This window comes from Pseudomonas sp. WMBT8 (assembly GCF_050916005.1).
Lineage (GTDB): Bacteria > Pseudomonadota > Gammaproteobacteria > Pseudomonadales > Pseudomonadaceae > Aquipseudomonas.
The window spans coordinates 23,344-46,144 of sequence record NZ_CP188096.1 but is presented as its reverse complement, the minus strand read 5'-3'; the positions used below and the strand labels follow the sequence as shown (position 1 = coordinate 46,144).

Sequence of the window (22,801 nt, the reverse complement as noted above, 5' to 3'; positions counted from 1 at the left end):
CCGCAGCTATCAACCAAACAGAGAGAGGCTATCGTGACCCTTCGCACCTATCAGAATCACACGCCAACCCTCGGCGCCGGGGCTTTCGTCGATGCTTCGGCGGTGGTGATCGGCGATGTTCAAATCGGCGCCGACAGCTCGGTCTGGCCGCTGACGGTGATTCGCGGCGACATGCACCGCATCCGCATCGGCGCGCGCACCAGCGTGCAGGACGGCTGCGTGCTGCACATTACCCACGCCGGACCCTTCAATCCTGACGGTTTCCCGCTGCTGATCGGCGACGATGTGACCATCGCCCACAAGGTCATGCTCCATGGCTGCACCGTCGGCAGTCGTATCCTGATCGGCATGGGCAGCATTGTGATGGACGGCGCGGTGGTTGAAGACGATGTGATCATCGGCGCCGGCAGCCTGGTGCCGCCGGGCAAAAAACTTGAAAGCGGCTTTTTGTATGTGGGCAGCCCGGTTAAACAAGTCCGCGCGCTTTCTGACAAGGAACGCGCCTTTTTCACCTACAGCGCAGCGAACTACGTGAAGCTCAAGGACCTGCACCTGGCAGAAGGATTCGACCGATGACCCTGGATTACCAAACCGTCCTGTTTGACCTGGACGGCACCCTGACCGATCCACGGGAAGGCATCACCCGCTCGATCCAGTACGCCTTGGCCAAGCTGGGCATCGATGAGCCGGACCTGACCAAGCTCGAACACTTTATCGGCCCGCCGCTGCTGCAAGCCTTTATGCAGTTCTACGATTTCGACGAGGCGCGGGCCTGGGAGGCGGTGAATTTCTATCGCGAGCGCTTCAAAGTCACCGGGCTCTATGAAAACCGGGTGTTCGATGGGGTCATGCCGTTGCTGGAGGAGCTCAATGCCCAGGGTCGCCAACTGTATGTGGCCACCTCCAAACCGTGGGAATTTGCCCGGGAGATCGCCCGGCATTTCGATTTCGCCAAGCACTTCAAGGTGATTTACGGCAGTGAATTGGACGGTACCCGCACCAACAAGGTCGAGCTGATCGCCCATTTGATGCGCGAGGAAGGCCTGGATCCGGCCAGTACCTTGATGATCGGCGACCGCAAGCACGACCTGATCGGCGCACGTAGCAATGGCCTGGATGCAGCGGCGGTGGGGTATGGGTTTGGTAGTTTTGCCGAGTTGAATGCTGAAGCGCCGCGCTGGCATTTTGAGACGCTGGAGGAGATGCATCAGGCGTTTTTGCGGCGGGCTTGAGACCGCTATCGCGGGCAGGCCAGCTCCCACATTGGACGGTGTTCACACATCAACATGTGGGAGCTGGCTTGCCTGCGATGAGGCCCTAAACGTCACCGCTTACCAACTGCCGCAACGCTAATTTGCGCTGCTCCACCGGCAAGCGCCCCAACTGCTCCACGGCGCCGTAGAACCTCAGCCAATCCCCGCCCTCCCGGCGAAACAACGCCGCAAACGCCGGTACCCACTGGTCATACAGCCCAAACGGCAACAACCGTGCATTGTTCATCGGCTGATTGACCCAGGCGTCATAACGCGGGTCGCCGCCCCACTGGCTGTCGCGCATCTGCCGATACTCACGGCGCAAGCGCTCGAACTCGGCCGCCTTGGCCTGGCGCATCGCAACTGCGGCCAACGGCTGCGCATACAGGCGCTCCAGGCGACTGCGGGTGTCGAGGATCAGTTGGATAAACTGGTCGCGCTGCTTCAACGTCGATTCGCTCGCAGGCGCCAGGCCACGGGCCGCGCGCCATTGCCGGGTGCCTTCCTGCTCGACGAAGGTGGCAAACGACTCATTGAACTCCGTGTCGTCCTTCACATAAAAACGCTGGTGCGCCAGCTCGTGAAAAATCACCGTGGCCAGGCGCTCATCACCCCAACGCATCATCGAACTCATGATCGGGTCATTGAACCAGCCGAGGGTGGAATAGGCCTCGACGCCGCCAATCGACACATCCATGCCACGCAGTTGCAACAACGCAGCCTCGCCCCGGGCCGCGCCCTGAGTGTAATAACCGCGATAGGCCACGCAGCCGGCAATCGGGAAACAATGGGTCTGGGGTAACAAAGAAAACTCTGATGTAGCAAAGACATTCCAGACTACGTACGGCCGGCCGATATCGGCGTAAAGGCGGTAGCTCTGGTTGTCGGGCAAATGCAACTGTTGGCTGGCAAAGGTGCGTGCCTTCTGGGATTGCGCCAAATGCTCACGCAACACTTGCGGGCGCGTCGGATCGGCGATCACCTTGGCCACCGGCTCCCGCGCCTGCAGCAGCTGCCATTGGCCGCTGGCCAACTGGCTGTAATAGCTGACACTGGAACAGCCACCGAGCAATAGGCACGTCAGCCCCGCCAATAAATGCCGCACCATCTCAAACCGCTCCACAATCTTTGGCCCGCCAGACTAACTGGCTGGCAGGGGTTATGCTCATACCATTCCTACGGTTGAGTGCCCACTATGCGTCAGCTCTTGCTTCCCTTGGCGGCGATTTTTCTCAGCGCCTGCGCCTCCACCCCGATCCCGCCAGCCGACCCGCAACAGGCCTGGGTCGATTTTGCCACCCCGACCCCCGGCGCCAAGCTGGTCATGGCGCAACGCCTGGACGGCAAGGCCCTGGACGATGGGCGCTACTTCCAGGTGCCACCGGGCAGCCACGAGTTGATGGTGCGTTTTGATTTTGAAGTGTATGCCGGCGCAGGCCTGGGTGGCGGGCTAAACCAGCCCCAGGAGCGCACCTGTTTTATCACCCTGCAATACGACCAGTTCCAGGCCGGCCAGCGCTACCGCCTGGAAGGGCGCTCGCTGGGCTTCACCCCGAATATCCGGCTATATGACGCCCAGCGTCAGTTACTGGCCGAGGAACGCAGCGTCAACTGCATTCCCTGATCAGTCATCGTTGCGCTGGTAGATGATGCGCTTGGTGCCGTTTTCGCAGGAGCCGACGATCATGGCTTCGTCATGATTCTTGGCTTCTTCGGCGGTGATGATTTCCAGGGTGTAGGACGGGATTGCCTTGGCCTGTAGGCCGACTTCAATCTCTTTCCTGAGCTCTTCACAGTCTTTGGGCGCGGCCATTGCCGATGTGGCCAAAACACCGCAGATAATCGCCAAGGCAAAACGTTTCATGTGTGAAGCTCCCTAAATGCGCTGCGCACGGGTGTGCGCCAAAGGCTGCATGGGTATGAGACCACATTTGCGAAACGCGAGTTCTGATTTAACGCAGAACAAAATGTGGGGGCGAGCAAGCCCGCTCCCACATTGGACCTGCGCAGATCAGTTGACGAGGGTGCCATCCAGGGTGATGGTGGCGTTCAGCACCTTGGATACCGGGCATCCTTCCTTGGCCTTCTTGCTCATTTCATCGAACTGCGCCTGGCTCGCGCCGGGGATCTTGGCCTTGAGGATCAGGTGGACTGCGGTGATCGCAAAACCACCGTCCACCTGGTCCAGGGTCACTTCGGCCTGGGTGTCGATACTGTCAGCCTTGAGGCCGGCATCGCCAAGAATCATGGAAAAGGCCATGGAGAAGCAGCCGGCATGGGCCGCGCCGATCAGTTCTTCAGGGTTGGTACCCTTGCCACCTTCGAAACGTGCCTTGAAGCCGTAGGGGGCTTCGCGCAATACGCCGGTTTCGGTCGAGATCGAGCCCAGACCGGTTTTCAGGTCGCCTTCCCAGTGTGCGGAGGCTTTTTTCACGATACTCATAGCGTTCTCCCAAGCAGTGGTTGTGCATCAGTAAGGTTCTGAGGATAGAACCTCTGGCAAAGTTCACCCTGTCGGAAAAACCAAGCGGGCAAGTAGGAAATTTCATGTCCGCTATTGAATCTCGGGTATATGCCCTCATTGCATAGGGCATGCACATGAAGCGGCAGGTTTTGGTTCGTCACAAGCCTGCGCCCCTATGGAGAAGCAGGCTTATGAAACCACTGTCCGATGTGAAGTTCTCGACCCTCGACCTGGTACCGGTGCGCGCCAATGGCAGCCCGGCGCAGTCGTTGCGCAATTCCCTGGACCTGGCCCAGCACGTGGAAAAGCTCGGCTACACCCGCTTCTGGGTGGCCGAGCACCACAATATGGATGGCATCGCCAGCTCCGCGACCTCGGTGCTGCTCGGCTACCTGGCCGGTGGCACTTCGACTATCCGGGTCGGCGCAGGCGGCGTGATGCTGCCCAACCATGCGCCACTGGTGATCGCTGAACAGTTCGGCACCCTGGAAAGCCTGTACCCCGGCCGGATCGACCTGGGCCTGGGCCGCGCACCTGGCTCAGACCAGATGACCGCCCGCGCCCTACGCCGCGAACGCTCCGGCAGCGCCGATGACTTCCCGGAAGATGTGGCCGAGTTGATGGCCTACCTGGGCCCGCGCACCCCCGACCAACGGGTGATCGCCGTACCGGGCACCGGCACCAACGTCCCGGTGTGGCTGCTCGGTTCCAGCCTGTTCAGCGCCCAACTGGCTGGCGAGCGCGGTTTGCCCTACGCCTTCGCCTCCCATTTCGCACCGCGCATGATGCATGAGGCGATTCGCGTCTATCGCAATCACTTCAAGCCTTCGGCAGTGCTCGACAAGCCCTATGTGATGCTCGGTGTGCCGCTGGTGGCCGCTGATACCGATGAGCAGGCCAATTACCTGGCCACCTCGGTCTACCAGCGAATTCTCGCGCTGATGCGTGGGCAAAGCCTGGTGCAACGCCCGCCGGTCGACAGCATGGACGGCCTGTGGCTGCCCCATGAGAAGGACGCGGTAGGCAGTTTCCTAGGCCTGGCGATGGTAGGCAGCCCGGCGAAGATTCGCGCCAAACTGGAGGTGTTGATCGAGCAGACGGGCGCCGATGAGCTGATCTTTACCTGCGACCTGTACGAACATGCTGATCGGATTCATTCCTATGAGCTACTGGCCCAGGTGATGAAGGGCTGATCGGCGGGGATAAAAAAACCGACGCTCTGGCGTCGGTTTTTATGTCTGCCGCACGGGATCACCTGCGGTTGTAGACGATTTCCTTGGTACCACCTTCGCAACTGCCGACCACTTCGCCGTTGGTTGCGCTGCCTTTTTCGACAATTTCCAGGGTGTACCCGGACGCACCATTGGCCTGGATCTTGGCGTCGATTTCGCTTTTCAGCTCACCACAATCCTTGCCAGCCGCCAGGGCTGTACCTGCCAGGCTCAACAAACCTACCGCTAACAGAAACTTTTTCATCCGTTACTTTCCTTGCGCTGATCAAAAAATGTACGCCGACGCATAGGGCATCGGCGCCCAAAGGGTGTAGCGCAGGTTATGGCAATCGGCCAGCGTGCAAGTTCAACCAACCCCGTCAACTATTGGCAATACGAAAGCCCACCTTGAGTGTCACCTGGAAGTGCGCGGCCTTGCCGTCCTTGATGTGGCCACGGGTTTCGGTGACCTCAAACCACTCCAGGTGCTTGATGCTCTTGCTGGCCTCGGCCAGGGCATTGTTGATGGCGTCCTCGATACTGGTTGGGGACGAGCCCACCAGTTCGACTTTCTTGTAGGTGTGATGATCAGTCATGAGTGTTCTCCTGGGTCGATGAATGAAGCCTAGCAGTGATTCTTCGTACTGCTTCTGGCGACTCTTCTTACTTGAAAGTTCAGATTTACTGCACTTTCTGAAACCCCCGCAGTCGGAATCAACACACGTTACTCATTCACTCCAGGAGAGCCCACATGGCCAACACCTCTTTACGCAAAGCGTCATTGGAAAGCATGGAAGCCGAGATTTCGAGCCTGCTCAAATCCCTTGAGAGCCTCAAGGACGATGCGTCTGACGAGTCGCGCAAAACCCTGAAGGCCCTCAAAAGCAATGCCGAGAATGCCCTCAAGCACTCCCGCCACTTGATCAGCGACGCCTACGAAGAAAGCAAAGTGAAAATCCGCGAAACCGGGGCTGCCACCCGTGACTATGCACAGGAGCACCCTTGGACCACCGCCGGCGTTGCCGTTGGCGCACTGGGCCTGCTGGCGGCTTACCTGCTGTGCAAACGCGGTGACTAAACCGGCTGGCGCGCAAGCTCAGCCTTGAGCCATTGCGCCAGCTGCCGGGCGCGCCCATCCGCGGCGCGCTTGGGTAGCCACAACGCCAGTTGCGCCGGGGTTTGACTAAAACCCCATGGCGCAACCAGGCGACCGGCGCGCACGTCCTCCGCCACCAGCGGTTGCGGTGCGATCGCCACCCCAAGGCCAGCCACGGCCGCCTCCAGCAAATAATACAGATGCTCAAACCCCTGGCCGTACTTCAATGCGCCGGGCTCGATGCCATGGTGCTGTGCCCAATTGGGCCAGGCTTGCGGGCGCGAAGTGGTGTGCAACAGGGCTTCGCCCAGCAGAGCCTGGGCGGGTGCCTGGCGCAGGGCTTGGTAATGGGCAAAATGCGGGCTCATCACCGGGCCAATCCGCTCGCTCGCCAGCTCGTAGACCTGCATATCCGCAGGCCACGGCGGCTCGGCAAACAGCAGCAGGGCGTCCAGGCCCGGGCGCCTTGGATCAAGGTCGCCTTCGCCCGCCGATAGATGCAGGCGCAAATCCGGCAAGTCGGCATTCAAGCGCCCCAGGCGCGGAATAAACCAACGCGCCAGCAGACTGCCGGAGCAGCCAAGGACAAACGGCGCGTCGGCGCTGCTTTGGGTCAACTCCCCGCACACATCCCGCAGACGCTCGAACGCCTCGAAGCTGGCATCGCGCAGCCGCACGCCGGCATCTGTGAGTTTAATGCCGCGTCCATCCTTGACGAAAAGACTCACCCCAAGGTGTTCTTCCAACACTTTCAGTTGTCGGCTGACCGCACCATGGGTCACATGCAATTGCTCGGCAGCCTGGCTGACGCTGTTGAGGCGGGCGGTGGCTTCAAATGCACGCAGGGCATTAAGCGGCGGAAGGTCTCGGCTCATCTGTGAGTTTTCCTGACAGGTTGCGGCGATCTTATCGGTTTTCACGGTCCGGCGTCAGGGGTAGAGTGGCCGTCATTGCCTCTCCCAACTTTCTTCCTGGAGCGCACCATGACTCAGTCCCAGACCGATTTACGCAACGGCCCTGACGCCAACGGCCTGTTTGGCGCGTTCGGCGGCCGCTACGTGGCGGAAACCCTGATGCCGTTGATCCTCGACCTGGCCCGCGAATACGAAGCGGCCAAGATCGATCCGGCCTTCAACAAAGAACTGGCCTACTTCCAGCGCGACTATGTCGGACGCCCCAGCCCGCTGTACTTTGCCGAACGCCTGACCGAGTTCTGCGGCGGCGCCAAGATCTACCTCAAGCGCGAAGAGCTCAACCACACAGGCGCGCACAAGATCAACAACTGCATCGGCCAGATCCTGTTGGCGCGGCGCATGGGCAAGAAACGCATCATCGCCGAGACCGGCGCCGGCATGCACGGCGTGGCCACCGCCACCGTTGCCGCGCGGTTTGGCCTGCAATGTGTGATCTACATGGGCACCACTGATATCGAGCGCCAGCAGGCCAACGTGTTCCGCATGAAGCTTTTGGGCGCCGAAGTGATCCCGGTGGTGGCCGGCACCGGCACCCTCAAGGACGCGATGAACGAAGCCCTGCGCGACTGGGTGACCAACGTCGACAGCACCTTCTACCTGATCGGCACCGTGGCCGGCCCGCACCCGTACCCGGCGATGGTGCGCGACTTCCAGGCGGTGATCGGCAAGGAAACCCGCACCCAGTTGCAAGCCCAGGAAGGCCGCCTGCCGGACAGCCTGGTGGCGTGCATCGGCGGTGGCTCGAATGCCATGGGCCTATTCCACCCGTTCCTCGATGACACCAGTGTCCAGATCATTGGTGTTGAAGCCGCCGGCTACGGCATCGAGACCGGCAAGCACGCGGCCAGCCTCAATGGCGGCGTACCGGGCGTGCTGCACGGCAACCGTACCTTCCTGTTGCAGGACGACGACGGCCAGATCATCGACGCCCACTCGATCTCTGCGGGCCTCGACTACCCCGGCATCGGCCCTGAGCATGCATGGTTGCACGACATTGGCCGCGTCCAGTACACCTCGGTAACTGACGACGAAGCCCTCGACGCCTTTCACAAATGCTGCCGTCTGGAAGGGATTATTCCTGCACTGGAAAGCGCCCACGCCCTGGCCGAAGTGTTCAAGCGCGCACCGAGCCTACCCAAGGATCACCTGATGGTGGTCAACCTGTCGGGCCGTGGCGACAAGGACATGCAGACAGTGATGCACCATATGGAACAGTCTCAGCAGGAGAAACACTAAATGAGCCGCCTGCAAACCCGCTTTGCGCAACTCAAGGAACAAAACCGCGCCGCCCTGGTGACCTTCGTTACCGCTGGCGACCCGGGGTATGACACTTCCCTGGCGATCCTCAAGGGCTTGCCGGCAGCCGGCGCCGATGTGATCGAGCTGGGCATGCCTTTCACCGACCCCATGGCCGATGGCCCGGCGATCCAGCTGGCCAATATCCGCGCGTTGGGCGCCAAGCAGAACCTGCTGAAAACCCTGCAGATGGTGCGCGAGTTCCGCCAGGGCAACAGCGATACGCCGCTGGTGCTGATGGGCTACTTCAACCCGATCCACATGTACGGCGTGCCGCGCTTTATCCATGACGCAAAAGAGGCCGGCGTGGACGGCCTGATCGTGGTCGACATGCCGCCGGAACATAACAGCGAACTGTGCGACCCGGCCCAGGCCGCAGGCATCGACTTTATCCGCCTGACCACGCCCACCACCGACGATGCGCGCCTGCCCACCGTGCTCAACGGCAGCTCCGGGTTTGTGTACTACGTGTCGGTGGCCGGTGTGACCGGTGCCGGTGCCGCCACCCTGGAACACGTGGAAGAGGCCGTCGGCCGCCTGCGCCGGCATACCGACCTGCCGATCAGCATCGGCTTCGGCATCCGCACCCCGGAACAGGCCGCCGCCATCGCCCGCCTGGCGGACGGTGTGGTGGTGGGGTCGGCGCTGATCGACCACATCGCCAATGCCAGCAACGACCAGCAAGCGATTGATGGGGTGTTGAGTCTGTGTGCAGCGCTGTCGGAAGGTGTGCGTAACGCCCGTAAATAAACGCCCCCCTTGTAGGAGCGAGCCAAGCTCGCTTCTACAACAGCTTTATTCCTTCAGCTCGATCCGCTCGACCTTACCCACCAGCAATATGTAGGACAGCGCCCCCAGCAACGCCAACACCGCAATGTAAGTAATCGCCGGCGCAAACGAATCGCCCGTGGCCAGAAAGCCAATGACGATAGGCGTGGTAATCGCCGCCAGGTTGCCGATGAAGTTGAACACCCCACCCGTCAACCCCAACAGTCGCGCCGGCGCCAGTGTCGAGACCAGCGACCAGGTGATCGACGCCAGGCCGTTGCCGAAGAACGCTACCGCCAGGAATGCAATCACCAGTGGCGTGGAATCCACGAAGTTGGCGCCGATGATCGCCGTGGAGATCAGCAGGCCACTGATGATCGGCAACTTGCGCGCAAACCCCACCGAGGCGCCACGGCGGATCAGCCAGTCGGAAAACAGCCCGGAACACAACACCCCGACAAACGCCGCGAGAAACGGCAGCGAGGCAAGCAGGCCGGACTTGATGAAGTCCATGCCGCGATATTTCACCAGGTAGGTTGGGAACCATGTCAGGAAAAACCACAGGGTCGAGTTCAGGCAGAACTGGCCCAGGTAGATGCCCCACAGCTTGCGTTTAGTCAGCACGATACCCAGGTCGACCCAACTAAAAGGCGCCTTGCGCTTGGCGGTTTGTGCATCCAGGTCCACCAGGCCGCCGCCTGCGCGGATCAACTCGATTTCTGCGCTGTTGACCCCTTTGAAATCCCGCGGCTCGCGGTACACCGCGTACCACACCAGTGCCCAGAGGATGCCCACCGCGCCGGTGCTGATAAACACCATGTGCCAGCCATAGTGATGCTGCAACCACGCCAGTACCGGGGTAAGGAACGCCAGCCCGACGAACTGCCCGGACGTGTAAAAACCAATGGCCGTGGCGCGCTCACGCTCGGGAAACCAGCTGGTGACGACCCGACTGTTGATCGGATAAGCCGGCGCTTCCAGGGCACCCACCGCCATGCGCAACACAAACAGCGCGATAAAGCTTGCGGCAAACCCCAGCATCACCGTGGCAATCGACCACAACAGCAAAGCCACGGTGTACAAAATGCGCGGTGGCACCCGGTCCACCAGCCAGCCGCCGGGGATTTGCATGGCGGCGTAGGTCCAGCCGAACGCCGAGAAAATCAGCCCCACATGCACCGGGTCGATCCCCAGCTCGCTGGTCAGGGCCGGCGCGGCAATCGACAGGTTGCTGCGGTCCAGGTAGTTGATCACCACCGTGATAAACAGCAGGACCATGATGAAGTAACGCTTGCGGCTGGGCGTGACGAGGGACGCCTGGCCGGTGAGGGTTTCAGGGTGCATGGGGGGAGCCTCTTATTATGTTTATTGAGGTCGGTTAACGGCTACCGGGTTGAAAGTGGGAGCTGGCTTGCCTGCGATGGCGACGGAACATTCAACATTGCTATCGCAGGCAAGCCAGCTCCCACACTGACCGCGTTCCGTCAGGTGACAATCACCACTCGGCAAAACTGCCATCGGCATGCCGCCAGATCGGGTTGCGCCAGCGGTGACCAATGGCCGCGCGCTCGATCACGTATTCCTCGTTGATCTCAATCCCCAGCCCCGGCCCGTTGGGGATTTTCACAAAGCCCTGGTCGTAGTCGAAAACCCCCGGATCGCGCACGTAGTCGAGCAAATCGTTGCTCTCGTTGTAGTGAATGCCCAGGCTTTGCTCCTGGATAAACGCGTTGTAGCAAACTGCATCCAGTTGCAGGCACGCCGCCAGGGCAATCGGGCCCAGCGGGCAGTGCAGGGCCAGGGCCACGTCGTAGGCTTCGGCCATGTTGGCGATCTTGCGGGTTTCGGTGATGCCGCCGGCGTGGGACGCATCCGGCTGGATGATGTCGACGTAACCTTCACTGAGCACACGCTTGAAATCCCAGCGCGAGAACAGCCGCTCGCCCAGGGCAATCGGGGTGCTGGTCAAAGGCGCCAGTTCCTTGAGCGCTTCGTAGTTTTCGCTGAGCACCGGCTCCTCGATAAACATCAGCTTGTACGGGTCCAGCTCTTTCATCAGCACCTTGGCCATGGGCTTGTGGACGCGGCCATGGAAGTCCACGCCAATGCCGACATTCGGGCCGACCGCGTCGCGCACGGCGGCCACGTTGGCCAGGGCCTGGTCGACCTTGTCGAAGGTGTCGAGAAATTGCAGCTCCTCGGTGCCATTCATCTTCACCGCCGTAAACCCCCGGGCCACGGCTTCCTTGGCCGCACGGGCGGTGTCGGCCGGGCGGTCGCCGCCGATCCACGAGTAGACGCGGATCTTGTCCCGCACCTGGCCGCCCAGCAGGTCGCTGACCGACACGCCGAGGGCCTTGCCCTTGATGTCCCACAACGCCTGGTCGATCCCGGCCAGGGCGCTCATATGAATCGCGCCGCCCCGGTAGAAGCCGCCGCGATACAGCACGGTCCAGATATCTTCGATATTGCGCGGGTCTTTGCCGATCAAGTAGTCGGACAATTCCTCGACCGCCGCCGCCACGGTGTGGGCGCGGCCTTCAACCACGGGCTCGCCCCAACCGGTTACACCCTGGTCGGTTTCCACTTTGAGGAAGCACCAGCGCGGCGGCACGATAAAGGTGGTCAGTTTGGTGATTTTCATCTTCTTATCTCTCTTGTCGGATGCGGCGCCTGAGGCGCCAGGCACACTCAGTTCAAGGCATTCCAGGCAGCGACATACGCCTGGGCACGGCTCGCCACCTGCTCGACCGTCATGCCGGGCTTGAACAGCCCGGAGCCCAAGCCAAAGCCCTTGACCCCGGCGTCGACGAACACTTGCATGTTGTCCGGGGTAATCCCGCCCACCGGCAGCAGGACCGTGCCGGCCGGCAACACCGCCAGCCAGGCCTTGACCACCGCCGGGCCCATTTGCTCGGCCGGGAACAGCTTGAGCACATCGGCCCCTTCGGCCAGGGCGGCGAAGGCTTCGGTGGGCGTCGCAACCCCGGGCGACAGGTACAGGCCCGCAGCTTTTGCGGCACGCAGCACCTTGGCATCGCTGTGGGGCATGACGATCACCTGGCCACCCGCCGCCTTCACCCGTTCCACCTGCTCAGGCGTCAGCACGGTGCCAGCGCCGATCAGGCAGTCGGCGGGCAACGTCTCACGCAGGGTGCGGATGCTGGTGTAGGGATCTGGCGAATTGAGCGGCACTTCGATCACCCGGAACCCGGCCTGGTACAGCACCTGGCCGACAGCGCCAGCCTCATCCGGGCGCAGGCCCCGCAGGATCGCGATCAAACCGTTGCGTGTGAGTGCTTGCTTGAGCATGTCAGGCCTCGATTGCAGGTTGAATGAGCCCGGCGGCCAGCGCCAGTTGCCACAGGCCGCGCTCGGTCGCTGCTTGCGCGAGGCTGACGTGGTGCAAACCACACAGGGCGAGGGCACGTTGGTAGCGGGCGCAGAGGGCGGCGGCGCCCACCAGGATGATCGGCGTGTGGCGCGCACGGTCGGGCAAGCCGGCCAGTTCATGGCCGATCAGCAGGCCGGACAGGTAGTCGGGCTGCTGCTCAGGAGTCAGTTCTGCGGTCAACCCCAGGGTGCGCGCGCTGAACAGGGTCGACAGCACCCCACGCTGGCCATCCTCTGAAAGCGCCACCTGCACGCCTCGGTCAAAGGCTTGGGCCTGGAACTGCCCGACGCTCTTTTGCGTACGCCCCAGAATGCTGTGCGTGCTCAGCACCGCGAACAGTTCGCCGGTCATGAAGGTGTCGAAGTGGGTGATGCGGCCTGCGACTACCTCGACCCATTTGGAATGGCTGCCGGGCAGGCCGATCAATAATTCAGCGCTGGCTGGCAGGCTTTGCAGCACGCCGAGCACCTGGGTTTCTTCGCCGCGCATCACGTTGGGCAAGCCAACCTGCTCGATCACACCGGGCACGATATGCACATCCACACCGCGCAAACTGCGCACCTTGTGCAGCGCCAAGCCCAGGCTGGCGACGTCAACCGGCGTCTTGCGATAGGCCGCCTCACCCCACCCCTGGGCGCTGCCGACCATGCCGCAGGCGATCACCGGCAGCTCGGGCTGGGCGTCGAGCCAGTCGCCGCACGCAGTATCAAAGGCCAGCTCAAACCCATCGCTGCAATGAACACCACCGATCAATCGCGGTGCACTGGGCAAATGCATGATCCCCGACGCCAGCGAGCGCTGTTCGAGGACCTGGCCACCTGGGCCGAGCTTATAGGCACGAAGGGAACTGGTTCCCCAATCGAGCGCGATCAATTGCGCCGGCATCGCTTCACCTGGAATGTGGCAGATGGCCGACTATAAACCTAAGGCTGAAAATATCTCAATATATAAATATCAATCCCATATAGTGGAACAATGCTGAAAACATCCCCACGTCCCTGCGCTGTTCTTCGCACCTGAACGTGAGGACTCAACTGACAGCAACTGGTTAAAAAATCGACAAATCCAACGGCCGCATGGCGCCCATCCAGATCGCATAGTCGGTGTGATCCTTCAGGTCATCGCCGGTATCCGGGTGCAGAAACACCACCAACCCGTTGCGGTTGAGCGCCAGCCACGGCAGCGCCACGCCGATGTACTCGGGGTCGAACGCCAGCTGGCAGCTCCAGTCCGGATGCGGGCCCACCGGGCGCTCGTGCATACGCCCCATGCGCACCGGGAAGATGGCCGCCGCGTCTTCGCAGAGCTTGCGCGCCTGGTCGAGGGTGCTGGCGTCGAAGTAGATATGGGCGTGGTAGCCCTTGATACGTTGCATGACTGGCTCCGGACTCGTTGATCGGCCGATCCTAGACCGCAATCGACGGCAGGGCCAGCCCGGCCAGGGACTGCGCGCTGCTGGCCTGCTCGGCCGCCAGCCAGTCGACAAACCGTTCGATCAACTGCCCGCGCCGTTTGCGCTGGGGCAACACCACGTAATAACCAAAGCGCGAGATCACCGTGTCGCCAATCGGCCGGCACAGCCATTTCTGCTCCAGCAGATTATCCACCAGATGGCGCCAGCCGATGGCCACGCCCTGGCCGGCAATCGCCGCCTGGATCAAAAGGGTGTAATTGTCGAAACGCAGCAGGCCGGGGGTCGGTGCGGCGGTGATGCCCAGTTCGCGAAACACCCCGTTCCAGTCGAACCACTGGCTGTTTTCCTGGCGCAGGTGCAATAGCGGCAGCTCCTGCAGGCTTTGTAGCGACAGCGGCGTGGCGCGGCCCTTGAGCAGTTGCGGGCTGCACACCGGGAACACTTCCTCGTTGAACAACCACTGGCTGTGGCCCTGGCGAAAACGCCCGTCGCCAAACAACACCGCCACATCGATGTCACTGCGCAAGGCCGCGTGGTTGCGCTCGCTGGTGACCAGGCTCACATCCACTTGCGGGTTGGCCTCATGAAAGCGATGCAGACGCGGCATCAGCCAGTAGGCGGCGAAGGCGAAGTCGGTCGCCACTTGCAACACTTCGTGCTGGTCCTGCTCCGTGATTAGCCCCAGGCCCGCATCAATGCTCTGCAATCCGGCCTGGACGTGCTCGAACAACAGCATGCCCGCGTCAGTCAATTCGATGCCCCGGTAGATACGGTCGAACAGGCGTACTGCCAGCTGTTCTTCCAGGCGCTTGATCTGCTGGCTGACGGCCGGCTGGGTGGTGCCCAGCTCCATCGCCGCCGCTGTAAAGCTGCGATGACGGGCGGCGGCTTCAAAGGCGCGCAACAGATCCAGCGACAGGTTTCCCAGGGCTTTATACATAAGCGGTGCTTATCCTAGACATTGCTTTTCATGGGCTTTACCACGGTTTCCATGGCCTGCATGCTCAATCGCATAAACACTGACTATGGAATGCCGAGAGACCATGAAGCGCAAGAACATTCTTTTCATCATGGCCGATCAAATGGCCGCGCCGTTGCTTCCGTTCTACGGCCCTTCGCCGATCAAACTGCCCAACCTCAGCCGCCTGGCCGCACAAGGTGTGGTGTTCGACGCCGCGTACTGCAACAGCCCGCTGTGTGCGCCGTCGCGTTTTACCCTGGTCAGCGGCCAGTTGCCGAGCAAGATTGGCGCCTACGACAACGCGGCGGATTTCCCCGCCGATGTACCGACCTATGCCCACTACCTGCGCCGCCTCGGCTACCGCACGGCGCTGTCGGGCAAGATGCACTTTTGCGGGCCGGACCAGTTGCACGGCTATGAAGAGCGCCTCACCAGCGATATCTACCCCGCCGACTACGGCTGGGCGGTGAACTGGGATGAGCCCGACGTGCGCCCCACCTGGTATCACAACATGTCGTCGGTGCTGCAAGCCGGCCCGTGTGTGCGCACCAACCAGCTGGATTTCGACGAAGAGGTGGTGTTCAAGGCCCAGCAGTACCTGTTCGACCATATTCGCGAGGACGGCGACCAGCCATTCTGCCTCACGGTTTCCATGACTCACCCCCACGACCCGTACACCATTCCCAAACCGTTCTGGGATCTGTACGACGACAATGACATCCCAATGCCTACAACGCCGGCCCAGGCCGACCTGGATCCGCATTCCCAGCGCCTGCTCAAGGTCTACGACCTGTGGGACAAGCCGCTGCCTGTGGATAAGATCCGCGATGCGCGGCGCGCTTACTTCGGGGCGTGCAGCTACATTGACAGCAACGTCGGCAAACTCCTGCAAACCCTGCAGGACACAGGCCTGGCCGAGGACACCATCATCGTGTTCTCCGGCGACCACGGCGACATGCTCGGCGAGCGGGGGCTCTGGTACAAAATGCACTGGTTTGAAATGGCCGCGCGGGTGCCGCTGCTGGTCAGTGCACCGGGGCAATTCAAGGCCGGGCGGGTGAGTGCGGCGGTGTCCACCGCCGACCTGTTGCCGACCCTGGTGGAGCTGGCCGGCGGCGAGCTGGACCCCAACCTGCCGCTGGACGGCCGCTCACTGGTCCCGCACTTGCAAGGGCAGGGCGGGCATGACGAGGTGTTCGGCGAGTACATGGCCGAAGGCACTATCGGCCCATTGATGATGATTCGCCGGGAGGCCTACAAATTCATCTACAGCGAGGACGATCCTTGCCAACTGTTTGATGTGCACCACGACCCGCGTGAGCAAGAAGAACTCAGTCAGTCGCCGGCCCATCGTGCGTTGTTCGAGGCGTTCCTGGCCGAAGCGCGGGCCAAGTGGGACATGCCGGCGATCCACCAGCAAGTGCTCGCCAGCCAACGCCGTCGGCGCCTGGTATGCGAGGCGCTGGCGGTGGGCAAACTCAAGAGCTGGGATCACCAGCCGCTGGTAGACGCCAGCCAGCAGTACATGCGCAACCATATCGACCTCGACGATCTGGAGCGCAAGGCCCGTTATCCACAACCCTGCCAAAACCAATAAATCAGTAAGGGGAAGGCCATGCAAAAGTTATCCACAATCGTGAGTGCAGTGTTGTTGCTCAGTGCCACCCATGCGTATGCCGACACCCGTTGCGAGACGGTAAAGATGGCCGACCCCGGCTGGAGCGACATTGCCGCCACCAATGCCATCGCCGGTGTTTTGCTCAGCGGCATGGGCTACAAGGCCAAGATCGATACCCTGGCGGTGCCGATCACGTTTGGCGGGCTCAAGGACGGCCAGGTGGATGTGTTTCTGGGCAACTGGATGCCGGCGCAGCAGGGCTTCTATGACAAGTTCGTGGCCAATGGCGATGTGGTGCAACTGGCGAAAAACCTCGAGGGCACCCAGTTCACCCTCGCGGTGCCGGACTATGTGTGGGAGGCCGGTGTGCGTGACTTTGCCGACCTGAACAAATTTGCCGACAAGTTCGACAAAAAGATCTACGGCATCGGCTCCGGCGCGCCGGCCAACCTGTCGCTGCAGGAGATCATCAAGAAAAACGACTTCGACCTCGGCCAGTGGAAGCTGATCGAATCCAGCGAACAGGCGATGCTCGCCGAAGTGTCCAGGGCGGTGAAGCGCGAGCGTTTCGTCACTTTCCTGGGCTGGACACCGCACCCAATGAACGTGCAGTTGAAGATGCGCTACCTCAAGGGCGGCGAAAAATACTTCGGCGACACCGGCAATGTGTACACCCTGACCCGCAAAGGTTATGCACAGGCCTGCCCGAATGTGGCCAGACTGCTGACCAACCTTACGTTTACCCAGGATATGGAAAACAGCATCATGGCCGAGGTGGTGAACAACAAGGTCAGCAATGCTGACGCGGCGAAGGCATGGATCAAGGCCAATCCGGCGGTTTTGGACAAGTGGCTGGAGGGGGTTGAAACCCTCGATGGCCAGGATGCATTGGCGGCGGTCAAAGCCAAACTCTAAATATTGCCCTGGTTCCTACAGGTCTTCCTATCACCCTGTAGGAGCCGGCTTGCCGGCGAAGAATTCGAAAACGCCGCGTTTTTTCAGGCAACCCGCGTTATCGTTATCCATCTTCGCGAGCAAGCTCGCTCCTACAGTATTTCGAGCGATCCATGTCCCGGCCCCACACTCTGCTCCCATTCCTGCGCTGGCTGCCACGCCAGACCCGCGCCAGCGTCGGCCGGGATGCGCTGGTCGGCCTCAGCGGCGCGGTGCTGGCCTTGCCGCAATCGATCGCCTACGCCCTGATCGCCGGCCTGCCCCCCGAATACGGCCTGTATGCGGCGATCATCCCGGTGCTGATTGCCTGCCTGTGGGGCTCGTCCTGGCATTTGATCTGCGGCCCGACGGCGGCAATTTCCATCGTGCTCTACGCCAGCATCAGCCCGCTGGCGGTGCCTGGCTCCCAGGACTACATCACCCTGATCCTGCTGCTGACCTTGCTCGCCGGCGTATTCCAATGGCTGTTGGGCATGTTGCGCTTTGGCGCGCTGGTCAATTTCGTCTCCCATTCCGTCGTCCTCGGCTTCACCCTCGGCGCGGCGGTGGTCATCGCCCTGGGCCAGTTGCCCAACCTGCTGGGGCTCGACCTGCCCAGCCAGGCCACGGCCATCAACAGCCTGCTGGCGCTGATCGACCATGGTGGCGAGTGGGATCGCCCGTCACTGGCCCTTGGCCTGGGCACCTTGCTGGTGGGCGCGCTGCTTAAATACTGCGTGCCGCGCTGGCCAAGCCTGTTGATTGCCCTGGCGGTAGGCAGCCTGGCGGCGTGGGCGTGGCCGGCGATGTTCGGGCATGTGGCGCGGGTCAGCTCATTTGTTGGCCAACTGCCGCCGTTCAGCCCGTTGCCGCTGGACCTGGACATGGTCCTGCGCCTGCTACCCAGCGCCGTGGCGGTGGGCATGCTGGGGCTGGTGACCAGCCTGTCGATTGCCCGCTCGCTGTCGGCGCGCTCGCAACAGTTGCTCGACGCCAACCAGGAAGTACGCGCCCAGGGTTTATCCAATATCGTCGGCGGATTTTTCTCCGGCTACCTGTCGGCCGGATCCTTCACCCGCTCGGGCCTGAGTTACGAGGCGGGCGCCTGTTCGCCGCTGGCGGGGGTGTTTTCGGCGTTGTGGGTCGCACTGTTTGCGCTGTTTGGCGCGGCGGTGATTGCGCACATCCCGATCCCGAGCATGGCCGCCAGCATCCTGCTGATCTGCTGGGGCCTGGTGGATCATCGGGACATCCGCGCGCTGTGGCGGGTCAGCCGTGCAGAGTGTGTGGTGATGGGCCTGACGTGCCTGGCCACCTTGCTGCTGGAGCTGCAAACGGCAATCTATGCCGGGGTGCTGGCATCGCTGTTCTTCTACCTCAAGCGCACCTCACAGCCACGGGTGCAGCAATGGCGCGATGGGGACGACGATGTGCTGCGGGTCGGTGGCTCGATCTTCTTTGGCGCCAGCCATTACCTGCAAGTGCGCTTGCAGCGCCTGCAAGGCCAGCGGGTGGTGATCGAGGCGCAGCAGATCAACTTTATCGACTATTCCGGGGTGGAGATGCTGCACCAGGAAGCGCGGCGGTTGCAGGGGTTGGGACGCAGCCTGACGCTGCGCCGGGCGCGGCCGCAAGTGGTGGAGGAGTTGAGGAAGCTGGAAGGGGCGGACAAATGCCCGATCCTTTTCGAAGACTGACACGGTAAAAACCTGTAGGAGCTGGCTTGCCTGCGATAGCGGTGTATCAGTGGCGCATCCGGCGCTGACCCAGCGCTATCGCAGGCAAGCCAGCTCCTACATTTGACCTTCAGTGGCCTGCCAACTGCCGACGTAACTCGGCCAGCACCGGCGCCGAATCCGGCCGTACACCGCGCCACAGGTAGAAGGCTTCCGCCGCCTGCTCCACCAGCATGCCCAAGCCATCCATCGCCACCGCCGCAGCGTGTTCAGTGGCCCAGCGGCAGAAGGCGGTCGGCTCCTTGGCGTACATCATGTCGTAGCAAAAGGTCTTGCCCGGCTCGATCAGGCTGCTGGCAATCGGCGGTACATCGCCTGACAGGCTCGCGGAGGTGGCGTTGATGATCAGGTCCACCGGTTCACTCAGCCAGTCGAAACCACTGGCGGAGACCGGCCCCAGGTCATCGAACAGTTCGGCCAGCCGCTCGGCCTTTTCCACGGTGCGGTTGGCGATGATCAGCGAGGCGGGCTGTTGCGCCAGCAGTGGCTCCAGTGCACCGCGCACTGCGCCGCCGGCACCGAGCAGCAGGATGCGCTTGCCGGCCAGGCTCAGGCCGGCGTTGACGGTCAAGTCGCGCACCAGGCCGGCGCCATCGGTGTTATCACCCAGCAGGCTGCCATCGGCCAGCTTGCTCAGGGTGTTCACCGCGCCTGCGCGTTGCGCGCGCTCGGTCAGGGCATCGGCCAGGCGGTAGGCCTCTTCCTTGAAGGGAACGGTGACGTTGGCACCGCGCCCATGCAGGAAAAATTCCTGAGCACAGCCGGTGAAATCCTCGAGCGGCGCCAGCAGGGTGCTGTAGTCCAGCGCCTGGCCGGTCTGCTCGGCAAACAGGCGATGGATCAGCGGCGATTTGCTGTGGCCGATAGGGTTGCCGAACACCACATAACGATCCATCAGCTGGCTACCTGGGGCGCAGCAAGGCCGAGCCAGTCACGGTCTTGCAGGAAGTAGTCGGTCAGGCGCGCTTCTTCGCTGCCGGCAGCGGCCTTCCAGTCATAGCTCCAGCGCACTTGCGGGGGCAACGACATCAGGATCGACTCGGTACGCCCGCCCGATTGCAGGCCAAACAGCGTGCCACGGTCATAAACCAGGTTGAATTCCACGTAGCGCCCACGGCGAAACTCCTGGAACTGGCGTTGCTGCTCGGTATAAGCCATTGCCTGGCGGCGCTGGACGATCGGCAGGTAAGCGTCGATGTAGGCGTCGCCAATCGCTCGGATAAAGGCGAAGCAGGTGTCGAAGTCCCACTCGTTCAAATCATCGAAGAACAGGCCGCCAATACCCCGGGGCTCGTTGCGATGCTTGATATGGAAGTAGCTGTCGCACCAGGCCTTGTAGCGCGGGTAAACGTCCGCGCCAAAGGGCGCGCAGGCCTGCTCGGCCACGCGGTGCCAGTGGATGCAGTCTTCTTCGTTGGCGTAGTAGGGCGTCAGGTCGAAGCCGCCACCGAACCACCACACCGGCTCTTCACCGTCTTTCTCGGCGATGAAAAATCGCACGTTGGCGTGGGACGTTGGCACATGGGGGTTATGCGGGTGGATCACCAGCGACACGCCGAGGGCTTCAAAACCACGACCGGCGAGCTCCGGGCGGTGGGCACTGGCGGACGGTGGGAGGCCGCTGCCAAAGACGTGGGAAAAGTTGACGCCGCCTTTCTCGATCACGGTCCCGTTCTCGATCACCCGCGTGCGGCCACCGCCACCAGCTGGGCGGGTCCAGGCGTCTTCGATAAAGCGTGTATACGCCTCGAAGGTTTCCAGGGCACTGCAAATGCGGTCTTGCAGGTCGAGCAGGTAGGCTTTTACAGCCTCGGTGCGGGTAGTCATGGCATCACCTTGAATCGGGCAAAGCTACGCGAGGCCATTGGGCGTCGGCGGCAAAGGGGCGCACAGGATACCACCGCGCCGGGCACTGCCACAGTTGACGAAGGTCAAGCATAGGAGTCCGATAGGAGCCTTTCGCGAAACAGACTTGAGGACAGAACAGATGGCCAAACGTATCCAGTTCAGCGCCCATGGCGGCCCCGAAGTACTTGAGTATGTGGACTACACACCCGTGGAGCCCGGCCCACAGCAGGTTCGGGTACGGAACAAGGCCATTGGCCTGAACTTCATCGACACCTATTACCGCAGCGGTCTGTATGCACCGCCAGCCTTGCCCTCGGGCCTGGGCGCGGAGGGCGCTGGCGTGGTGGATGCGGTGGGCAGCGCAGTCACTCAATTCAAGGTCGGCGACCGCGTGGCCTACGGCAGCGGCCCGCTGGGTGCCTACAGCGAACTGCATGTGTTGCCAGCGGCCAACCTGGTGCACCTGCCGGACGCGATCAGCTTCGAACAAGCGGCTGGCGCCATGCTCAAGGGCCTGACCGTGCAGTACCTGCTGCGCCAGACCTATGAGTTGCAAGGCGGTGAAACCATCCTGTTCCACGCCGCTGCAGGTGGCGTCGGTTCCCTGGCCTGCCAATGGGCCAAGGCCCTGGGCGTGAAGCTGATCGGTACGGTCAGTTCGCCGGAAAAAGCCGCCCTGGCCAAATCCCTCGGCGCCTGGGAAACCATCGACTACAGCCAGGAAAATGTCCCACAGCGGGTGCTGGAACTGACCGACGGCAAAAAATGCCCGGTGGTGTACGACGGTGTCGGCAAGGACACCTGGCTCGCCTCGCTGGACAGCGTGGCGCCCCGTGGCCTGCTGGTGAGTTTTGGCAATGCCTCGGGCGCGGTGGACGGGGTGAACCTGGGGATTCTGGCGGCGAAAGGCTCGCTGTACGTGACCCGGCCGACGCTGGCGACCTACGCCAACAATCCGCAGAACCTGCAGGCCATGGCCGATGACCTGTTTGGCATGATCGCAAGCGGCAAGGTGCGCATTGATATCAACCAGCGCTTTTCGTTGGCGGATGCGGCGAAGGCGCAGGTGGAGTTGTCGGGGCGGCGGACGACGGGGTCGACCATTCTGTTGCCTTGAGATCTCGGTGGTTTGGCAGACCGCTATCGCGGGCAAGCCCGCTCCCACATTCGACCGATTTCCAGCATGGGAATGCGCTCGAATGTGGGAGCGGGCTTGCTCGCGATGGCCACGCCTGGGTCTCAGGACGGGCGCCGAACCTCGCCCGTCGCCAGGTCCCGAATCAAACTCGGGTTCTTGCGCCCACCCAGGCTACCGCCCAGCACCAAATCCACCTGCCCACGGAAATACTGCTCCACCCGGATCCGCGTGCGCGCTGCCGGCCGGCCTTGCGGGTTGGCCGAGGTGGAAATCAACGGGCCCACCAATGCACACAAATCCCGCACCAGCGGATGATCACTGACCCGCAATGCCACGGTGTCGTGCTTGCCGGTAATCCACTCAGGCAGCAGGTCCTGATGGGGCACCAGCCAGGTATTGGGTCCCGGCCAGGTACTGGCCATGCGGTCGATCCAGGTGTCCGGGAAGTCTTCGAACAGAAAATCGAACTGCCGGATATTGTCGGCGACCAGGATCAAGCCCTTGTCCACCGAGCGGCCCTTGATCGCCAGCAAGCGCTCCACCGCCTCTTCGTTCCACGGGTCGCAGCCCAGGCCCCACACCGCCTCGGTCGGATAGGCAATCACCGCGCCTGCGCGAATTTCTCGTGCGGCTTCTTGCACACGCCACCTGTTGACCATTACTCACTCTCCGGACTAAAGCTCTGCGCAGTTTACCG

Annotated in this window: 26 protein-coding genes; 11 read left to right on the top strand and 15 right to left on the bottom strand. The window is 62.1% G+C overall.

The features are described 5' to 3' along the window. The first annotated feature begins 33 nt into the window (after positions 1–33). Complete coding sequence (locus ACO77H_RS00230; RefSeq protein ID WP_170041989.1) at positions 34–576, top strand: gamma carbonic anhydrase family protein; 543 nt, start codon at positions 34–36, stop codon at positions 574–576. Further along, the gene (locus tag ACO77H_RS00225; RefSeq protein WP_169954096.1) at positions 573–1,232 is read left to right on the top strand and encodes an HAD family hydrolase; all 660 of its coding nucleotides are present in this window, start codon (positions 573–575) and stop codon (positions 1,230–1,232) included. The genes ACO77H_RS00230 and ACO77H_RS00225 overlap by 4 nt, the downstream gene beginning before the upstream one ends. Before the next feature lie 85 nt (positions 1,233–1,317). Here ACO77H_RS00225 and ACO77H_RS00220 read toward each other — a convergent pair whose 3' ends face one another. Continuing rightward, the gene (locus tag ACO77H_RS00220) at positions 1,318–2,361 is read right to left on the bottom strand and encodes an aminopeptidase (RefSeq protein ID WP_169954095.1); all 1,044 of its coding nucleotides are present in this window, start codon (positions 2,359–2,361) and stop codon (positions 1,318–1,320) included. 87 nt (positions 2,362–2,448) lie between these two features. Between ACO77H_RS00220 and ACO77H_RS00215 the strand changes: the two genes are divergently transcribed. Beyond that, complete coding sequence (locus ACO77H_RS00215; protein ID WP_170041991.1) at positions 2,449–2,877, top strand: hypothetical protein; 429 nt, start codon at positions 2,449–2,451, stop codon at positions 2,875–2,877. On the opposite strand, the gene ACO77H_RS00210 is transcribed toward ACO77H_RS00215, so the two are convergent. Together ACO77H_RS00210 and ACO77H_RS00205 are read right to left on the bottom strand one after the other, a co-directional pair. Next, positions 2,878–3,117, bottom strand: a complete 240-nt coding sequence (locus ACO77H_RS00210; RefSeq protein WP_057439267.1) for a DUF1161 domain-containing protein — start codon at positions 3,115–3,117, stop codon at positions 2,878–2,880. 147 nt (positions 3,118–3,264) lie between these two features. Then, the gene (locus tag ACO77H_RS00205; protein ID WP_432754824.1) at positions 3,265–3,696 is read right to left on the bottom strand and encodes an OsmC family protein; all 432 of its coding nucleotides are present in this window, start codon (positions 3,694–3,696) and stop codon (positions 3,265–3,267) included. 212 nt (positions 3,697–3,908) lie between these two features. Here ACO77H_RS00205 and ACO77H_RS00200 point away from each other — a divergent pair, with 212 nt between their 5' ends. Further along, positions 3,909–4,910, top strand: coding sequence for an LLM class flavin-dependent oxidoreductase (locus ACO77H_RS00200; RefSeq protein ID WP_029290274.1), 1,002 nt, complete (start codon positions 3,909–3,911; stop codon positions 4,908–4,910). 58 nt (positions 4,911–4,968) lie between these two features. Here ACO77H_RS00200 and ACO77H_RS00195 read toward each other — a convergent pair whose 3' ends face one another. Together ACO77H_RS00195 and ACO77H_RS00190 are read right to left on the bottom strand one after the other, a co-directional pair. After that, positions 4,969–5,193 (bottom strand): DUF1161 domain-containing protein, encoded by a 225-nt coding sequence (locus ACO77H_RS00195; RefSeq protein WP_169954092.1) that lies wholly within the window; start codon positions 5,191–5,193, stop codon positions 4,969–4,971. A 115-nt stretch (positions 5,194–5,308) separates the two neighbouring features. After that, a complete protein-coding gene (locus ACO77H_RS00190; RefSeq protein ID WP_029290270.1) occupies positions 5,309–5,524 on the bottom strand; it encodes a dodecin in 216 nt (71 codons plus the stop codon). 155 nt (positions 5,525–5,679) lie between these two features. Between ACO77H_RS00190 and ACO77H_RS00185 the strand changes: the two genes are divergently transcribed. Beyond that, entirely contained in the window at positions 5,680–6,006 is a 327-nt protein-coding gene (locus ACO77H_RS00185) for a DUF883 family protein (protein ID WP_016969656.1), read from the top strand. On the opposite strand, the gene ACO77H_RS00180 is transcribed toward ACO77H_RS00185, so the two are convergent. Beyond that, positions 6,003–6,899: a LysR family transcriptional regulator gene (locus ACO77H_RS00180; RefSeq protein ID WP_170041993.1), complete on the bottom strand. Its 897-nt coding sequence runs from the start codon at positions 6,897–6,899 to the stop codon at positions 6,003–6,005. The two genes, ACO77H_RS00185 and ACO77H_RS00180, sit on opposite strands and share 4 nt — an antisense overlap. 108 nt (positions 6,900–7,007) lie before the next feature. Between ACO77H_RS00180 and trpB the strand changes: the two genes are divergently transcribed. Together trpB and trpA are read left to right on the top strand one after the other, a co-directional pair. Beyond that, positions 7,008–8,234 carry a tryptophan synthase subunit beta gene (trpB, locus tag ACO77H_RS00175; RefSeq protein WP_170057452.1) on the top strand — a complete coding sequence of 409 codons (1,227 nt, stop codon included), beginning with the start codon at positions 7,008–7,010 and terminating at the stop codon, positions 8,232–8,234. Next, positions 8,235–9,044 (top strand): tryptophan synthase subunit alpha, encoded by an 810-nt coding sequence (gene trpA / locus ACO77H_RS00170; protein ID WP_172313863.1) that lies wholly within the window; start codon positions 8,235–8,237, stop codon positions 9,042–9,044. A gap of 45 nt (positions 9,045–9,089) precedes the next feature. Here trpA and ACO77H_RS00165 read toward each other — a convergent pair whose 3' ends face one another. The 6 genes from ACO77H_RS00165 to ACO77H_RS00140 all read right to left on the bottom strand — a co-directional run bounded on the left by ACO77H_RS00165 (position 9,090) and on the right by ACO77H_RS00140 (position 14,810). Continuing rightward, positions 9,090–10,406 carry an MFS transporter gene (locus tag ACO77H_RS00165; protein ID WP_029290257.1) on the bottom strand — a complete coding sequence of 439 codons (1,317 nt, stop codon included), beginning with the start codon at positions 10,404–10,406 and terminating at the stop codon, positions 9,090–9,092. Between the two features lie 151 nt (positions 10,407–10,557). After that, complete coding sequence (dgoD, locus tag ACO77H_RS00160) at positions 10,558–11,706, bottom strand: galactonate dehydratase (protein ID WP_032857121.1); 1,149 nt, start codon at positions 11,704–11,706, stop codon at positions 10,558–10,560. Between the two features lie 47 nt (positions 11,707–11,753). After that, complete coding sequence (locus tag ACO77H_RS00155; RefSeq protein ID WP_432754823.1) at positions 11,754–12,374, bottom strand: 2-dehydro-3-deoxy-6-phosphogalactonate aldolase; 621 nt, start codon at positions 12,372–12,374, stop codon at positions 11,754–11,756. A 1-nt stretch (position 12,375) separates the two neighbouring features. Next, positions 12,376–13,341, bottom strand: a complete 966-nt coding sequence (locus tag ACO77H_RS00150) for a 2-dehydro-3-deoxygalactonokinase (protein ID WP_432754822.1) — start codon at positions 13,339–13,341, stop codon at positions 12,376–12,378. Positions 13,342–13,504: 163 nt separating this feature from the next. Beyond that, positions 13,505–13,831, bottom strand: a complete 327-nt coding sequence (locus tag ACO77H_RS00145; RefSeq protein ID WP_169954086.1) for a DOPA 4,5-dioxygenase family protein — start codon at positions 13,829–13,831, stop codon at positions 13,505–13,507. Positions 13,832–13,862: 31 nt separating this feature from the next. After that, positions 13,863–14,810 carry a choline sulfate utilization transcriptional regulator gene (locus tag ACO77H_RS00140; protein ID WP_432754821.1) on the bottom strand — a complete coding sequence of 316 codons (948 nt, stop codon included), beginning with the start codon at positions 14,808–14,810 and terminating at the stop codon, positions 13,863–13,865. Positions 14,811–14,913: 103 nt separating this feature from the next. Between ACO77H_RS00140 and betC the strand changes: the two genes are divergently transcribed. The 3 genes from betC to ACO77H_RS00125 all read left to right on the top strand — a co-directional run bounded on the left by betC (position 14,914) and on the right by ACO77H_RS00125 (position 19,079). Continuing rightward, the gene (gene betC / locus ACO77H_RS00135; protein WP_432754820.1) at positions 14,914–16,428 is read left to right on the top strand and encodes a choline-sulfatase; all 1,515 of its coding nucleotides are present in this window, start codon (positions 14,914–14,916) and stop codon (positions 16,426–16,428) included. An 18-nt stretch (positions 16,429–16,446) separates the two neighbouring features. Beyond that, on the top strand, positions 16,447–17,364 hold the full coding sequence (choX, locus tag ACO77H_RS00130; protein WP_432754819.1) for a choline ABC transporter substrate-binding protein: 918 nt from the start codon (positions 16,447–16,449) through the stop codon (positions 17,362–17,364). A gap of 152 nt (positions 17,365–17,516) precedes the next feature. Beyond that, positions 17,517–19,079, top strand: a complete 1,563-nt coding sequence (locus ACO77H_RS00125) for a SulP family inorganic anion transporter (protein ID WP_432754818.1) — start codon at positions 17,517–17,519, stop codon at positions 19,077–19,079. Positions 19,080–19,188: 109 nt separating this feature from the next. On the opposite strand, the gene aroE is transcribed toward ACO77H_RS00125, so the two are convergent. Further along, complete coding sequence (gene aroE, locus ACO77H_RS00120; RefSeq protein WP_169954081.1) at positions 19,189–20,013, bottom strand: shikimate dehydrogenase; 825 nt, start codon at positions 20,011–20,013, stop codon at positions 19,189–19,191. Further along, on the bottom strand, positions 20,013–20,945 hold the full coding sequence (hemF, locus tag ACO77H_RS00115; protein WP_169954080.1) for an oxygen-dependent coproporphyrinogen oxidase: 933 nt from the start codon (positions 20,943–20,945) through the stop codon (positions 20,013–20,015). Before hemF ends, aroE begins: the two co-directional genes overlap by 1 nt. A 160-nt stretch (positions 20,946–21,105) precedes the next feature. Between hemF and ACO77H_RS00110 the strand changes: the two genes are divergently transcribed. Further along, positions 21,106–22,083: an NADPH:quinone reductase gene (locus ACO77H_RS00110; RefSeq protein ID WP_169954079.1), complete on the top strand. Its 978-nt coding sequence runs from the start codon at positions 21,106–21,108 to the stop codon at positions 22,081–22,083. A gap of 122 nt (positions 22,084–22,205) precedes the next feature. Here ACO77H_RS00110 and ACO77H_RS00105 read toward each other — a convergent pair whose 3' ends face one another. After that, a complete protein-coding gene (locus ACO77H_RS00105) occupies positions 22,206–22,763 on the bottom strand; it encodes an L-threonylcarbamoyladenylate synthase (RefSeq protein ID WP_169954078.1) in 558 nt (185 codons plus the stop codon). Positions 22,764–22,801: the final 38 nt, after the last annotated feature.

What these genes read in the sequence shown, in the direction of transcription:
- ACO77H_RS00220 (WP_169954095.1), bottom strand. Translation starts at nt 2,361, where the DNA reads ATGGTGCGGCATTTATTGGCGGGGCTGACGTGCCTATTGCTCGGTGGC.
- ACO77H_RS00210 (WP_057439267.1), bottom strand. Translation starts at nt 3,117, where the DNA reads ATGAAACGTTTTGCCTTGGCGATTATCTGCGGTGTTTTGGCCACATCG.
- ACO77H_RS00180 (WP_170041993.1), bottom strand. Translation starts at nt 6,899, where the DNA reads ATGAGCCGAGACCTTCCGCCGCTTAATGCCCTGCGTGCATTTGAAGCC.
- choX (WP_432754819.1), top strand. Translation starts at nt 16,447, where the DNA reads ATGCAAAAGTTATCCACAATCGTGAGTGCAGTGTTGTTGCTCAGTGCC.
- ACO77H_RS00195 (WP_169954092.1), bottom strand. Translation starts at nt 5,193, where the DNA reads ATGAAAAAGTTTCTGTTAGCGGTAGGTTTGTTGAGCCTGGCAGGTACA.
- ACO77H_RS00190 (WP_029290270.1), bottom strand. Translation starts at nt 5,524, where the DNA reads ATGACTGATCATCACACCTACAAGAAAGTCGAACTGGTGGGCTCGTCC.
- trpB (WP_170057452.1), top strand. Translation starts at nt 7,008, where the DNA reads ATGACTCAGTCCCAGACCGATTTACGCAACGGCCCTGACGCCAACGGC.
- trpA (WP_172313863.1), top strand. Translation starts at nt 8,235, where the DNA reads ATGAGCCGCCTGCAAACCCGCTTTGCGCAACTCAAGGAACAAAACCGC.
- ACO77H_RS00105 (WP_169954078.1), bottom strand. Translation starts at nt 22,763, where the DNA reads ATGGTCAACAGGTGGCGTGTGCAAGAAGCCGCACGAGAAATTCGCGCA.
- ACO77H_RS00215 (WP_170041991.1), top strand. Translation starts at nt 2,449, where the DNA reads ATGCGTCAGCTCTTGCTTCCCTTGGCGGCGATTTTTCTCAGCGCCTGC.
- ACO77H_RS00205 (WP_432754824.1), bottom strand. Translation starts at nt 3,696, where the DNA reads ATGAGTATCGTGAAAAAAGCCTCCGCACACTGGGAAGGCGACCTGAAA.
- hemF (WP_169954080.1), bottom strand. Translation starts at nt 20,945, where the DNA reads ATGACTACCCGCACCGAGGCTGTAAAAGCCTACCTGCTCGACCTGCAA.
- dgoD (WP_032857121.1), bottom strand. Translation starts at nt 11,706, where the DNA reads ATGAAAATCACCAAACTGACCACCTTTATCGTGCCGCCGCGCTGGTGC.
- ACO77H_RS00155 (WP_432754823.1), bottom strand. Translation starts at nt 12,374, where the DNA reads ATGCTCAAGCAAGCACTCACACGCAACGGTTTGATCGCGATCCTGCGG.
- aroE (WP_169954081.1), bottom strand. Translation starts at nt 20,013, where the DNA reads ATGGATCGTTATGTGGTGTTCGGCAACCCTATCGGCCACAGCAAATCG.
- ACO77H_RS00145 (WP_169954086.1), bottom strand. Translation starts at nt 13,831, where the DNA reads ATGCAACGTATCAAGGGCTACCACGCCCATATCTACTTCGACGCCAGC.
- ACO77H_RS00225 (WP_169954096.1), top strand. Translation starts at nt 573, where the DNA reads ATGACCCTGGATTACCAAACCGTCCTGTTTGACCTGGACGGCACCCTG.
- ACO77H_RS00200 (WP_029290274.1), top strand. Translation starts at nt 3,909, where the DNA reads ATGAAACCACTGTCCGATGTGAAGTTCTCGACCCTCGACCTGGTACCG.
- ACO77H_RS00125 (WP_432754818.1), top strand. Translation starts at nt 17,517, where the DNA reads ATGTCCCGGCCCCACACTCTGCTCCCATTCCTGCGCTGGCTGCCACGC.
- ACO77H_RS00110 (WP_169954079.1), top strand. Translation starts at nt 21,106, where the DNA reads ATGGCCAAACGTATCCAGTTCAGCGCCCATGGCGGCCCCGAAGTACTT.
- ACO77H_RS00165 (WP_029290257.1), bottom strand. Translation starts at nt 10,406, where the DNA reads ATGCACCCTGAAACCCTCACCGGCCAGGCGTCCCTCGTCACGCCCAGC.
- ACO77H_RS00150 (WP_432754822.1), bottom strand. Translation starts at nt 13,341, where the DNA reads ATGCCGGCGCAATTGATCGCGCTCGATTGGGGAACCAGTTCCCTTCGT.
- ACO77H_RS00185 (WP_016969656.1), top strand. Translation starts at nt 5,680, where the DNA reads ATGGCCAACACCTCTTTACGCAAAGCGTCATTGGAAAGCATGGAAGCC.
- betC (WP_432754820.1), top strand. Translation starts at nt 14,914, where the DNA reads ATGAAGCGCAAGAACATTCTTTTCATCATGGCCGATCAAATGGCCGCG.
- ACO77H_RS00140 (WP_432754821.1), bottom strand. Translation starts at nt 14,810, where the DNA reads ATGTATAAAGCCCTGGGAAACCTGTCGCTGGATCTGTTGCGCGCCTTT.